This is a genomic window from Rathayibacter sp. VKM Ac-2928, assembly GCF_022815545.1.
Taxonomy (GTDB): Bacteria; Actinomycetota; Actinomycetes; order Actinomycetales; family Microbacteriaceae; genus Rathayibacter; species Rathayibacter festucae.
On record NZ_JALGRU010000002.1, the window covers coordinates 521097 to 534263 of the forward strand.

Sequence of the window (13167 nt, forward strand, 5' to 3'; positions counted from 1 at the left end):
TGTAGTGGTCGACGTGCGCTCCGGCACCCGCATGTCGGGCATGCCGACACGCCGGGGAGCGTTGTACCCAGGGAACGGATCGCGACTGTCCACAGCGGTGGATAACTCGGGAAGATCCGCGTCCTTCCGCGGGTCCGCGGGCCCCGGCCTGTGGATGGATCGGGGGAGGACCGGTGGATAACTACACGGATGTAACTACTACTCCTAGTGGGCTGCCGCCGGGCCGCCCACTATATGTAGTATTGCTGAGCAGGTCGGGCTGAGAGGCCCACCGGCACCGCCGCCCGGTCTCCGAGCGCCCCGCACCACTCCACATCAGAACTCCCCACGACCGCCTCCCCGCCCGCCCGGACCCCGGCGCGGCACCGGATCCGGCCCTCGGGACACCTCCTTCCGAAAGGACGACACCCATGGCTGTGACGGTCTACACCAAGCCCTCCTGCGTGCAGTGCACCGCGACCTACCGGGCCCTCGACAGCAAGGGCATCGACTACGAGATCTTCGACCTCTCCGTCGACGAGAAGGCCCTCGACGCCGTCAAGGCCCTCGGCTACCTCCAGGCGCCGGTCGTCATCACGGACGACGATCACTGGTCCGGCTTCCGCCCCGACAAGATCTCCGCTCTCTGAGGCCCACGGGCGGCGATTCGCGGCGTTGTCGTCAGTCGCCGTAGCGCCGCTACAGCTCCTTCCTCCGCCTTGCGACTCACCACCCGTGGACCTCAGAGAGGTCCGGTGGAGTGAGGGCTGAGCTGGTCAGGAGCACACAGCTTCGCCGGTCCGGGTGCGCAGGTTCTGCCCCGGGCCGGCGGAGGATCCGCGGGAGCGGGTCCGCAAGCGCCCGCGAGGGCGGACGACGGAAGGACGGGGGAGGCGCGCGATGAGCGGACTCGTGTACTTCTCGAGCAGCTCGGGCAACACCCACCGCTTCATGCAGAAGCTCGGGCGGCCCGCACAGCAGATCCCCCTGCACTCCCGGCGGGACGGCGCCGCGGTCGACACGCTCCACGTCGACGAGCCGTACGTGCTCGTCCTCCCCACCTACGGCGGGGGCAACGGCGGGGGAGCGGTCCCCAAGCAGGTCATCCGCTTCCTGAACGTCCCGCGCAACCGCGCCCTGCTCCGCGGCGTCATCGGCGCGGGCAACACCAACTTCGGCGAGGCCTACTGCCTCGCCGGCGACATCATCGCCCGCAAGTGCGAGGTGCCGCATCTCTACCGTTTCGAAGTATTCGGCACACCCGACGACGTCCGCGCCGTCGACGAAGGATTGGACTCGTTTTGGACGCAGCAGTGATCGACGCCCCCCGGGACGCCGCGCAGATGGACTACCACTCGCTCAACGCGATGCTGAACCTGTACGGCCCGAACGGGGAGATCCAGTTCGACAAGGACCGCGAGGCGGCGCGCGAGTACTTCCTGCAGCACGTCAACCAGAACACCGTCTTCTTCCACTCCCTCAAGGAGCGCCTCGACTACCTGGTCGAGAAGGAGTACTACGAGAAGGCCGTCCTCGACCAGTACTCGTTCGACTTCATCCAGGAGCTGAACGACCTCGCCTACTCGAAGAAGTTCCGCTTCGCGACCTTCCTCGGCGCCTTCAAGTACTACACGTCGTACACGCTGAAGACCTTCGACGGGAAGCGCTACCTCGAGCGCTTCGAGGACCGCGTCGTCATGTCCGCCCTCGGCCTCGCCCAGGGCGACGAGAAGCTCGCGATCGCCCTCGTCGAGGAGATCGTCGCCGGCCGCTTCCAGCCCGCGACCCCCACCTTCCTCAACACGGGCAAGGCGCAGCGCGGCGAGCTCGTCTCCTGCTTCCTCCTCCGCATCGAGGACAACATGGAGTCGATCGCCCGCGGCATCAACTCCGCGCTGCAGCTCTCCAAGCGCGGCGGCGGCGTCGCCCTCTCGCTCTCCAACATCCGCGAGGCCGGCGCGCCGATCAAGCAGATCGAGAACCAGTCCTCGGGCATCATCCCCGTGATGAAGCTCCTCGAGGACAGCTTCAGCTACGCGAACCAGCTCGGCGCCCGCCAGGGTGCGGGAGCGGTGTACCTCTCGGCGCACCACCCGGACATCCTGCGCTTCCTCGACACCAAGCGCGAGAACGCCGACGAGAAGATCCGCATCAAGACGCTCTCCCTCGGCGTCGTCGTGCCCGACATCACGTTCGAGCTCGCGAAGAACAACGAGGACATGTACCTCTTCTCGCCGTACGACGTCGAGCGCGTCTACGGCCTGCCCTTCGGCGACATCTCGATCTCCGAGAAGTACCGCGAGATGGTCGACGACCCGCGCATCAAGAAGACCAAGATCTCGGCGCGCGAGTTCTTCCAGACCATCGCGGAGATCCAGTTCGAGTCGGGCTACCCCTACATCGTGTTCGAGGACACGGTGAACAAGGCGAACCCGATCAAGGGCCGCATCAACATGTCCAACCTGTGCTCCGAGATCCTCCAGGTCAACACCCCCACGACCTACAACGAGGACCTCTCCTACAACAGCATCGGCAAGGACATCTCCTGCAACCTCGGCTCGCTGAACATCGCGCTGACGATGGACTCGCCCGACTTCGGCCGCACCATCGAGACCGCGATCCGCGGCCTCACCTCGGTGTCCGACCAGTCGCACATCACCTCGGTGCGCTCCATCGAGGACGGCAACGACAAGTCGCACGCCATCGGCCTCGGCCAGATGAACCTGCACGGCTACCTCGCCCGCGAGCGGATCCACTACGGATCCGAGGAGGGCATCGACTTCACCAACATCTACTTCTACTCGGTGCTCTTCCACGCCCTGCGCGCGTCGAACAGCATCTCGATCGAGCGCGGCACGACCTTCGAGGGCTTCGCCGACTCGAAGTACGCGTCGGGCGAGTTCTTCGACACCTACACCGAGAAGGAGTGGGCGCCCGCCACCGAGCGCGTCTCCCGCCTCTTCTCCGAGGCCGGCATCGCCGTGCCCACCCAGGACGACTGGCGCGCGCTCAAGGCCTCGGTCATGGAGCACGGCATCTACAACCAGAACCTGCAGGCCGTCCCGCCGACCGGCTCGATCTCGTACATCAACAACTCGACGTCCTCGATCCACCCGATCGCGTCGAAGATCGAGATCCGCAAGGAGGGCAAGCTCGGCCGCGTCTACTACCCGGCGCCGTTCATGACGAACGACAACCTGGAGTACTACCAGGACGCGTACGAGATCGGCTACGAGAAGATCATCGACACCTACGCCGCGGCGACGCAGCACGTCGACCAGGGCCTCTCGCTGACGCTGTTCTTCAAGGACACCGCGACCACCCGCGACATCAACCGCGCGCAGATCTACGCCTGGCGCAAGGGCATCAAGACGATCTACTACATCCGTCTCCGCCAGCTCGCGCTGGAGGGCACGGAGGTCGACGGCTGCGTCAGCTGCATGCTGTAACGTCCCCCGTCGATCCCCCGACAGTCTCGAACGACCTATCCGCACGAAGAAGAGATCATGACTCCCCCTGAGAAGCTCAAGCTGGTCAGCCACGTCGACGCCATCAACTGGAACCGCATCCAGGACGACAAGGACGTGGAGGTCTGGAACCGCCTGACGAGCAACTTCTGGCTGCCCGAGAAGGTCCCGCTGTCCAACGACATCCAGTCGTGGAACACGCTGACCCACGACGAGCAGCAGCTCACGATGCGCGTGTTCACGGGCCTGACCCTGCTCGACACCATCCAGGGCACGGTCGGCGCCGTCTCGCTGATCCCCGATGCGCTCACCCCGCACGAGGAGGCCGTCTACACGAACATCGCGTTCATGGAGTCGGTGCACGCGAAGTCGTACTCCTCGGTGTTCTCGACCCTGTCGAACACCCAGGACATCGACGAGGCGTTCCGCTGGTCGGTCGAGAACCCGAACCTGCAGAAGAAGGCGTCCATCGTCATGGACTACTACCGCGGCGACGACCCGCTGAAGCGGAAGGTCGCCTCGACGCTGCTCGAGTCGTTCCTCTTCTACTCGGGCTTCTACCTGCCGATGTACTGGTCCTCGCGCGCCAAGCTCACCAACACCGCGGACCTGGTGCGCCTGATCATCCGCGACGAGGCCGTGCACGGCTACTACATCGGCTACAAGTTCCAGAAGGGACTCGAGCTGGTCGACCAGGCCAAGCGCGACGAGATCAAGGACTACACGTTCTCGCTGCTCTACGAGCTCTACGACAACGAGGCGCAGTACACCCAGGACCTCTACGACCAGCTCGGCCTGACCGAGGACGTCAAGAAGTTCCTGCACTACAACGCCAACAAGGCCCTGATGAACCTCGGCTACGAGCCGATGTTCCCCAAGCAGGTCACCGATGTGAACCCCGCGATCCTGTCGGCCCTCTCGCCCAACGCGGACGAGAACCACGACTTCTTCTCGGGCTCCGGCTCCTCCTACGTGATCGGCAAGGCCGTGAACACCGAGGACGAGGACTGGGACTTCTAGGCGTCGACACCACGTCCCGGCCTCCACGGCGAACGGCTCCTCCCCTCCCGGGTGAGGAGCCGTTCCTCGTTCCCGGGATCACTCAGTGGTCAGAGCTTGAGGAGCGCCGAGCGGATCGCGGTGAGCAGTGCGGGGGCGTGGACGGTGATCGTCGCCCAGAGGCGATCGTTGTCGAGGGCGGCGTAGTTGTGTGCGGCGATGTTCCTCGTCGCTCGCAGGCCTGCGACGTCCTGCGCGGGCAGCTGCCCGATAACCTCCGAGGGCAGATCGCGGTGGACGAGATCGGCGAGATTGATCAGCGCTAGAGCGCCGATGTCGCGTCCGTCCGAGTCCGCCGCGAGGAACTCGTCACGGCCGTCGCGTGCGGCCCTCTCCATCCTGGAGCTGAGGCGATCGACTTCGGCGACCAGGCGCTGAGTCTTTCCGTCGTCGTCGTCGGGACGTCGCGGACGTGCGCTGAAGCCGCTCACAGCGCTACCGCCTCTTCTCGGATCGCCCGGACGACGTCGTTGTCGGAGTCGTCGACGACCACGTCGACGGGGAAGCCGAGCAGCTCCTCCGCCCGGCCGCGGAAAGCTGCGAGTCCGAGGTAGTCGACCGCGAGATCGGCGGTGACGAGCAGGTCGACGTCGCTGCGCTCGTGATCGGTGCCGCGGACCGTGGAGCCGAAGACGCGGACGTCGTGCAGTCCGTGCTCGCCGGCGAGGTCCCGGACCTGGTCCGCGAGCAGCTCGAGAGCCAGCGAAGGACGCAGCTGGGCGGCCTGCAGGATGCGGGCGAGCAGTTCCGGGCCGGCACGCCGCGCACCTGTCTCGATCGCGGCGAGATTCGACTGCTGGAGCCCTGAGGCTCGCGCGAGCGCGCTCTGCGACATGCCGATGTCCTCGCGGGCGCGGCGGACCACGGAGGCGGTGTCGAGCGAGTTCGTCTGCACGAGGTGATGCTAGCAAAGCGATATCACTCTGATATCACGTCGCGTCAATCGAGCGGCAGCCGCATCAGCACGCGCGGGAAGCCGTTCAGCACGGAGGTGGTGTCCGCCGCCTGCGAGAAGCCGGCCTTCTCGAAGAGGGCGCGGGTGCCGACGTAGGCCATCGTCTGCTCGACCTTCGCGTCGGCGTTGTCGACGGGGTAGCCCTCGATCGCCGGGGCGCCGTGCGCGCGAACGAAGTCGACGGCGCCCGCGAGCAGGGCGTGCGAGATCCCGCGCCTGCGGAAGCCGGGGCGGACCCGGATGCACCAGACGCTCCAGACGTCGAGGTCGTCGACGTGCGGGATCCTGCGGTTCTTCGCGTAGCTGGTGTCGGCGCGGCGGTGCACGGCGGCCCAGCCCGCCACCTCGCCGCCGTCGTAGGCGAGGACGCCGGGCGGGGGATCCTCGGCGACGAGCTCGCGCATCCGCTCGCCGCGGGCCGTACCCCGCAAGGCGTTGTTCTCGGTGGAGGAGAGCAGCCGGTAGCTCAGGCACCAGCACACACTCGCGTCGGGCCGCTTCGGGCCGTTCATCGTCGCCAGGTCGTCGAAGACGGTGGCCGGACGCACCTCGATCGTCATGGCGGCAGCCTCCCACCGCGGCCTCTCCCCGGCAAGGCGCGCGATTCACCACTCCGGCGCATGAATCGCACCAGCACCCCCTGTTGGACGGCGCACAGGCGGCGCCCGTACCGTGGTCGAGGTATCCAACGAAGGAGCACTCCCTTGAAGCACGTCCCCCTCGGCGCCTCCGGCCTCGACTCCCCGAACGTCGTCCTCGGCCTCATGCGCATCCCCGACATGACCGACGACGCCATCCGCGACCTCGTCCGCACCGCCCGTGACTCCGGCATCGACTTCTTCGATCACGCCGACGTCTACGGCGGCGAGCTGCACCGCTGCGAGGAGCGCTTCGCCGAGGCGCTGGCGCTCACTCCGTCCGAGCGCGAGCAGGTCGTCCTGCAGACCAAGGCAGGCATCGTCGGCGACGGCCCGTACTTCGACTTCTCCTACGAGCACCTGATGCAGTCGGTCGAGGGCTCGCTGAAGGCGCTGCGCACCGACTACATCGACGTGCTCCTGCTGCACCGTCCCGACGCGCTGGTCGAGCCCGACGAGGTCGCCCGCGCCTTCGACGAGCTGCACGCCTCCGGCAAGGTCAAGCACTTCGGCGTTTCCAACCAGACGCCGTACCAGATCGAGCTGCTGAAGAAGTCACTGAACCAGCCGATCGTCGCGAACCAGCTGCAGCTGTCGATCACGCACTCGCCGATGATCGCGCAGGGCGTGGCCTCGAACATGATCGCCGAGGACCAGTCGGTGATGCGCGACGCGGGCATCCTCGACTACTGCCGCCTCAACGACATCACGGTGCAGGCCTGGTCGCCGTTCCAGAGCGGCTTCTTCACCGGCGTCTTCCTCGACAACCCCGAGTACGGCGAGCTGAACGCGGTCCTCGACCGCCTGGCCGCCCAGTACGACGTCCCGCCCCTCGCCGTCGCGACCGCCTGGATCACCCGCCACCCGGCGAAGATGCAGGTCGTCCTCGGCACGACGAACGAGCAGCGCGTGCGCGATGCAGCCCTCGGCTCCGACCTGCCGCTCACGCGGCCGGAGTGGTACGAGCTGTTCCGCGCCGCGGGCCACATCGTCCCCTAGAGCTCCCACCCCGGAGAAACGCGCGTCGGCGCACAGGGAGGCACGGACCGGACAGGGTCCGTGCCTCCTCTTCGTCTGCCCCCTCCGCGAGATGCCACTTGTGCACGCGACACGCCGCAGAAGGCGTGCACAAGTGGCATCTCGCGGGAGGGAATAGGGGAGGGGCCCCTGCGTTGAACTTGAGTGCAAGTGACTCAACTCTTTCAGGAGGACTGGTGCCCGACAACTTCAACGAGGCCGGAGCGAGCTCGTTCGACGACTTCCTCGCCCGCTACCTCGACGGTGAGCGCGCCCGCGCGGCGCGGTCCATCGACCTCAGCCGCTTCCTCAGCGCACGCACCCAGAGCATCCTGCAGTCCGCAGGGCGCTTCGCCCTCGAGCGCGGCCAGACCGAGCTCGACGCCCTGCACGTGCTGCGGGTCCTCGTCGACGACGAGGCCGTGTCGCAGGCGGTCCGCCGCATCGGCGTCGACCCCGGCGCCATCGCGACCGCCACGGAGGCGCGCCTGCCGCAGGCGAGCGAGGCCCCGGCCTCGCAGAACGCGGCGACCATCACCCCGAGCGCCCAGCGCGCGCTCTTCCACTCCTACCAGGTCGCCCGCTCCAGCGGCTCGACCTACATCGACCCCGAGCACCTCTTCTTCGCGCTCGTGCTCGGCCAGGACGCGCCCGCCGGGCAGGTCCTCGCCCGTGCAGGCGTGACCGCGGAGGCGCTCACCCAGGGCCTGCGCGATACCGTCGCCGGCGAGCAGACCGTCCCCGAGCAGGGGGCGCCCGCGTCCGAGACCCCGATGCTCGACAAGTTCGGCACCGACCTCACCGAGCTCGCCCGCGAGGGCCGGCTCGACCCGGTGATCGGCCGCTCCGACGAGATCGAGCAGGCCGTCGAGATCCTCAGCCGCCGCACCAAGAACAACCCGGTGCTCGTCGGCGAGGCCGGCGTCGGCAAGACCGCGGTCGTCGAGGGCTTGGCCCGCGCGATCGTGGCCGGCGAGGTCCCGGAGCAGCTGCGCGACAAGCGCGTCGTCTCGCTCGACCTGCCCGCCATGCTCGCGGGCACCCGCTACCGCGGCGACTTCGAGGAGCGCCTCACCACGACGATGGACGAGATCGCGGCCCACTCGGGCGAGCTGATCGTCTTCATCGACGAGGTGCACACCGTCGTCGGCGCCGGTGGCGCGGGCGAGGGCGGCATGGACGCGGGGAACATCCTCAAGCCCCGGCTGGCCCGCGGCGAGCTGCACCTGATCGGTGCGACCACGCTCAAGGAGTACCGCACCATCGAGAAGGACCCGGCCCTCGAGCGCCGCTTCCAGCCGGTGCGCATCGGCGAGCCGAGCATCGAGGACGCCGTGGCGATCCTGCACGGACTCCGCGGCGCCTACGAGGAGCACCACCGCGTCGCCTTCACCGACGACGCCCTGCGCGCCTCCGTCGAGCTCTCCGCCCGCTACCTGCCCGACCGGGTGCTGCCCGACAAGGCGATCGACCTGATCGACCAGGCCGGCGCGCGGCTGCGCCTGAAGCTCGGCGCGGGGGTCGACACCGACGCGCTGCTCGCGCGGCTCGCCACCCTCGAGGGCGACAAGAACGCGGCCGTCTCGGCCGAGCACTACGAGGAGGCGTCGCGCCTGCGCGACGAGATCACCGCGGTCCAGGCGTCGCTCGACGCGGCGACCGCCGACGGAGCCGTCTCGCAGGAGGCGGTCGTCGGCGAGGCCGAGATCGCCGCGGTCGTCGCCCGTGCCACCGGCATCCCGGTGTCGCGGCTGACCGAGGGGGAGCGCGACCGTCTCGCGCAGCTCGAGACCGAGCTGCACCGGCGCGTCATCGGCCAGGACGCCGCGGTCGCCGCGGTCGCCCGCGCCGTCCGCCGCAGCCGGACCGGGATGGGCGACTCCTCGCGGCCCGTCGGCTCGTTCCTCTTCCTCGGCCCGACCGGCGTCGGCAAGACCGAGCTGGCCCGCACCCTCGCGGGCTCGCTCTTCGCCGACGAGCAGTCGGTGATCCGGTTCGACATGAGCGAGTTCGGCGAGCGGCACACCGTCTCGCGGCTGGTCGGCTCCCCTCCCGGGTACGTCGGCTACGACGAGGCCGGTCAGCTGACCGAGCGCGTGCGCCGGAACCCGTACTCGGTCGTGCTCTTCGACGAGATCGAGAAGGCCCACCCGGACGTCTTCAACCTGCTGCTGCAGGTTCTCGACGACGGTCGCCTGACCGACGGTCAGGGCCGCACGGTCGACTTCCGGAACACGGTGATCATCATGACCTCGAACCTGGGGTCGGAGTTCCTCGCCTCGCGCTCCGGTGCGCTCGGCTTCGTCGCGCAGAGCGACGAGTCGGCCGAGGGCTTCGCCTCGGAGAAGGACCTGCACGACCGCGTGATGGGCCGGCTCCGCGAGGCGATGCGGCCGGAGTTCCTCAACCGGATCGACGAGATCGTGCTGTTCCGCCGGCTCGGCCGCGCGCAGCTGCGTGAGATCGTCGGGCTGGTGCTCGAGGCCAGCCGTGCGCGCCTCGCCTCGCGCGACGTCTCGCTCGAGGTCACCGAGGCCGCGGTCGACTGGCTCGCCGAGCACGGCTACGAGCCGCAGTACGGCGCCCGGCCGCTCCGCCGCCTGGTGCAGCGCTGGGTCGACGACCGCATCGCCGACCTGTTCGTCTCCGGCGACGTGACCGACGGCGGCGCCGTCCGCGTCGACGCCCTCGCCGACGACCTCGTCGTGACCTCGAAGGCGACCCTCCCCCTGGCGGCCTGACCCCGCACCGTCTGGTGAGCGGACGCCCCCGGCGTCCCTCCCGCGAGATGCCACTTGTGCACGCTTTTCACGGCGTGTCGCGTGCACAAGTGGCGTCTCGCGGAGGTGAGGCCGGGGGTTTCGTGCGTCCGGGGGCGGTGCGGGGGCGGCTGTCGAGTGGTTGCGGGGGGTGGCGCGGGTGGGTAGACACGAGGGACGAGAACCGGAGGCACGATGACGAACCCGCGCTACTACGACCCGGTCGGCAAGGCGGTCCGCGCGCTCCTGGTCATCAGCTTCGTCTGCTTCGGGCTCGCGGTCGGCTTCTTCGCCCTCGACATCGTGATGCCCGGCAGCATGACCGACGCGCACCGCCCCTGGTCGGAGGCGAGCGGCGGCCTGGCCTGCTTCGGGATCGCGGCGCTGATCGTGCACTACGCGACGGTCGCCATCGTCGGCGCGCTGCGCGGCCGCGGGTGACGCCCCCTCCTCTGCCGATCGAGTAGCCCGCGCAGCGGGTGCCTCGAGATCGACCAGCGTCAGAAGCTGAGTCTGCAGACCCGCCCTGCTGACGACGGTGGGTCTCGATACGCCCCTGCGGGGCTACTCGACCAGCAGGGGGCACGCGGAAACGGCTCCGGCTCGCGGGAACCGAGGGGTTCTGCGAGCCGGAGGCGGATTCACGTGCCGGAGGTGGGGGCTAAGGGCACTTCTTGGCGGTGATGGCGACACGGAGGGTGGCGTCGGGGGAGACGCCGGTGCCGCCCGCGGGGTCCTGGCCGGTGACCTGGCCGGCGTCGGGGGCGTTGCCGTTCTCGGTGCAGGACAGGGTGATCTTCGAGAAGCCGGCTGAGGCGAACGCGGCCTTGGCGGTCTCGAGGTCCTGGCCGACGACGTTCGGCACCGTCTGCTGACCAGCCGCGGGGGCGGCCGGAGCGGCGGGTTCCGCGGTCGGGGCGGGGGCGGGCGCCGGGCCCGAGCTCGGGACGATCGTCACCGTGGTGCCGCGGGTCGCGGTGCCGGAGGGGCTCTGGCGGACGACGGTGCCCGACGCGGCGGAGTTCGCCTCGGCGGCGCCCTCGCTCACGCTGAAGCCGGCCGACTCGAGCTTCGCCCGGGCGTCACCGACCGAGAGGCCGGTCACGTCGGGGACGTTGACGCGCGGCACGACCTGCAGCGAGCCGTCTGCCTCGGGGAAGGCCGTGCCGCCGTAGCGAGCATCGGCGGCGCGCATCACGACCGGCCAGATGCGGTGGCGAGCCGTCGCCGCGGAGCCGGAGTCGAACGAGAAGCGGCCGAGGCGGAGGTTCGCGTCGCCCTTGATGTTGAAGACGCCGACCGCGGTCGCGACGCGTGTGCTGGCACCGGTCATCCAGGTGGCCATCGCGTCATCGGTCGTACCGGTCTTGCCGATCAGCGGGACGCCGTCACCGGTGCGCGAGGCGACCGCCGTGCCACCGCCGGAGAACGTCGACTGCAGGGCGATCGCCGCCGTCGCGGCGACGTTGCGGTCGATCGACTGGCGGCAGTTCGCTGCAGGGACGGGCTGCTCGGCTCCGGTCGCGTCGACGATCTTGTCGATCGCGATCGAGTCGCAGGTCGATCCGCCGGACGCAATGGTGGCGAAGGCGCCGGCCATCGAGAGCGGGGACACGTAGTTGGTCCCGAGCACGGACGACGGGTTGTGCTCGAGCTCCTCGCCGTTGCCCCGCTTCACGCCCATGTCCGCCGCCGTGTTGCGGATGGCGCACAGGTCGAGCTCGCGGGCCATGCCGACGAAGCCCGTGTTGAGCGAGGTCTTGGTGAAGTCGACGGCGGTGCCGACCTGGCCGTTACCGCCCTCGTCGTTCTTGGCGCTGGTCGAGCCTGCGTAGTTGGTGCCGCCGGGTGCGCACGAGTCCTCGAAGCTGCCCCAGATCGCCTTCCGCGTCCCGTCCACGGACTCGTTGATGCTGTGCCCCTCCTTCAGCCATTCCACCAGGGTGAAGAGCTTGTAGGTCGAGCCGGGCTGGATGCCCGAGGAACCGCCGTAGGCCTGATCGGTGCTGAGATTGATCGCGCTGTAGGAGGGGTCGGCCGCGAGGACGTCAGGGTCCTGCGAGTACTTCTTGTTCTGCGTCATCGCGAGGACGCGGCCGGAGCCGACCTCGACGCTGACGGAGACCGCTCCGACATCGAAGTTCCAGGTCTGCGGGACCTGCGCATCGACGGCGGCGACGGCCGCGTTCTGCAGGTCGACGTCGAGCGTCGTGTAGACGTCGAGGCCACCGCGGCGGAAGTTCGTCCAGCGGGTGTCCTCGTCGTCGCCGAACACCGGGTCGTTCTTGAGGATGTTGGTGACGTAGTCGCAGAAGTAGCCCGCGTCGCCGGCGGTGGAGCAGCCGGTGCTCGGCTCGGTGATCTGCGGCTCGATCGGCGACGCGATGGCGGCGTCGTGATCCTCCTGCGAGATCTTCCCCTCCTCCAGCATCTTGCCGATGATGTAGTCGCGGCGGTCCTTGTTGCGCAGGTAGCCGTTCGCGGCGCCGTTGTCGGGGTTGTCCGGCTGGTCGAGGCGGAGCACGGCCGGGTTGTTCACGATCGCGATGAGGCTCGCGGCCTGGGCGACGGTGAGGTTCGCGGCGGTGGTGTTGTAGTAGTAGTTGGCGGCGGTCTCGATGCCGTAGGTGGTGCCGCCGAAGAAGGCGATGTTCAGGTAGCCCTGAAGGATCTGGTCCTTCGAGTACTCCTTCTCGAGGCCGATCGCGAGCTTCATCTCGCGGAGCTTGCGCTCGGGGGAGGTGCGCGTCGCGGCGTCGATGGCGGCGGCGCGCTCGGCCTCGTCGGTGATGTTGCGGACGGCCTTCTCGACCAGCACGTTCTTCACGTACTGCTGGGTGATGGAGGAGCCGCCCTGGGTGTCGTTGCCGAGGACGTAGGTCTGCGCGACGGCGCGCAGGGTGCCGGGGAGGTCGACTCCGCCGTGCTCGTAGAAGCGGGGGTCCTCGCCGGAGACGGCGGCGTCCTTGGCGAATTGCGAGATCTGGTCCAGCGGGACCTCGATGCGGTTCTCGACGTAGAAGGAGGCGAGCAGCTGCGGGGAGCCGTCCGCACGGGTCGCGTAGATGTTGCTCTTCTCGGAGAGCTTGTCGACCTCGAGGTACTCGGGGAGGCCGTCGAACACTCCGATGGACTGGTTCGCGGCGACGCCGGCGATCGCCACGGCAGGAGTGACGGTGGCGGTCACGAGGACTCCTGCCACGACACTCATGCCGAGGAAGCCCACGACCGCCTTGATCACGCCACCGGTTGTCCTGCTGTCGGACGCCAAACCTTCTCCTTCGGGTCACCCC

General features: G+C 68.7%; 11 protein-coding genes. 7 read left to right on the top strand and 4 right to left on the bottom strand.

What is annotated here, in order from left to right:
• The first annotated feature begins 410 nt into the window (after positions 1 to 410).
• The 4 genes from nrdH (at position 411) to nrdF (ending at position 4466) form a co-directional block, all read left to right on the top strand.
• Positions 411 to 629, top strand: a complete 219-nt coding sequence (nrdH, locus tag MT350_RS10005) for a glutaredoxin-like protein NrdH (RefSeq protein WP_123447771.1) — start codon at positions 411 to 413, stop codon at positions 627 to 629.
• Between the two features lie 250 nt (positions 630 to 879).
• Entirely contained in the window at positions 880 to 1296 is a 417-nt protein-coding gene (gene nrdI, locus MT350_RS10010; protein WP_123447770.1) for a class Ib ribonucleoside-diphosphate reductase assembly flavoprotein NrdI, read from the top strand.
• Positions 1297 to 1322: 26 nt separating this feature from the next.
• Positions 1323 to 3428 carry a class 1b ribonucleoside-diphosphate reductase subunit alpha gene (gene nrdE, locus MT350_RS10015; protein WP_123447869.1) on the top strand — a complete coding sequence of 702 codons (2106 nt, stop codon included), beginning with the start codon at positions 1323 to 1325 and terminating at the stop codon, positions 3426 to 3428.
• Between the two features lie 57 nt (positions 3429 to 3485).
• Entirely contained in the window at positions 3486 to 4466 is a 981-nt protein-coding gene (gene nrdF / locus MT350_RS10020; protein ID WP_123447769.1) for a class 1b ribonucleoside-diphosphate reductase subunit beta, read from the top strand.
• An 89-nt stretch (positions 4467 to 4555) separates the two neighbouring features.
• On the opposite strand, the gene MT350_RS10025 is transcribed toward nrdF, so the two are convergent.
• The 3 genes from MT350_RS10025 to MT350_RS10035 form a co-directional block, all read right to left on the bottom strand.
• Positions 4556 to 4843 (bottom strand): HepT-like ribonuclease domain-containing protein, encoded by a 288-nt coding sequence (locus tag MT350_RS10025; RefSeq protein ID WP_243598395.1) that lies wholly within the window; start codon positions 4841 to 4843, stop codon positions 4556 to 4558.
• A gap of 89 nt (positions 4844 to 4932) precedes the next feature.
• The gene (locus MT350_RS20445) at positions 4933 to 5400 is read right to left on the bottom strand and encodes an XRE family transcriptional regulator (RefSeq protein ID WP_243598396.1); all 468 of its coding nucleotides are present in this window, start codon (positions 5398 to 5400) and stop codon (positions 4933 to 4935) included.
• 44 nt (positions 5401 to 5444) lie between these two features.
• Positions 5445 to 6020, bottom strand: coding sequence for a GNAT family N-acetyltransferase (locus tag MT350_RS10035; RefSeq protein ID WP_243615850.1), 576 nt, complete (start codon positions 6018 to 6020; stop codon positions 5445 to 5447).
• A 144-nt stretch (positions 6021 to 6164) separates the two neighbouring features.
• Between MT350_RS10035 and MT350_RS10040 the strand changes: the two genes are divergently transcribed.
• From MT350_RS10040 to MT350_RS10050, 3 genes are all read left to right on the top strand, one after another.
• Positions 6165 to 7097 carry an aldo/keto reductase gene (locus tag MT350_RS10040; RefSeq protein WP_279396344.1) on the top strand — a complete coding sequence of 311 codons (933 nt, stop codon included), beginning with the start codon at positions 6165 to 6167 and terminating at the stop codon, positions 7095 to 7097.
• 215 nt (positions 7098 to 7312) lie between these two features.
• Complete coding sequence (locus tag MT350_RS10045) at positions 7313 to 9856, top strand: ATP-dependent Clp protease ATP-binding subunit (RefSeq protein ID WP_243615851.1); 2544 nt, start codon at positions 7313 to 7315, stop codon at positions 9854 to 9856.
• Between the two features lie 213 nt (positions 9857 to 10069).
• Positions 10070 to 10315: a hypothetical protein gene (locus MT350_RS10050; RefSeq protein ID WP_123447765.1), complete on the top strand. Its 246-nt coding sequence runs from the start codon at positions 10070 to 10072 to the stop codon at positions 10313 to 10315.
• 220 nt (positions 10316 to 10535) lie between these two features.
• Here the strand turns inward: MT350_RS10050 and MT350_RS10055 are convergent, their stop codons facing one another.
• Positions 10536 to 13145 carry a transglycosylase domain-containing protein gene (locus tag MT350_RS10055; RefSeq protein ID WP_243598399.1) on the bottom strand — a complete coding sequence of 870 codons (2610 nt, stop codon included), beginning with the start codon at positions 13143 to 13145 and terminating at the stop codon, positions 10536 to 10538.
• Positions 13146 to 13167 lie beyond the last annotated feature (22 nt).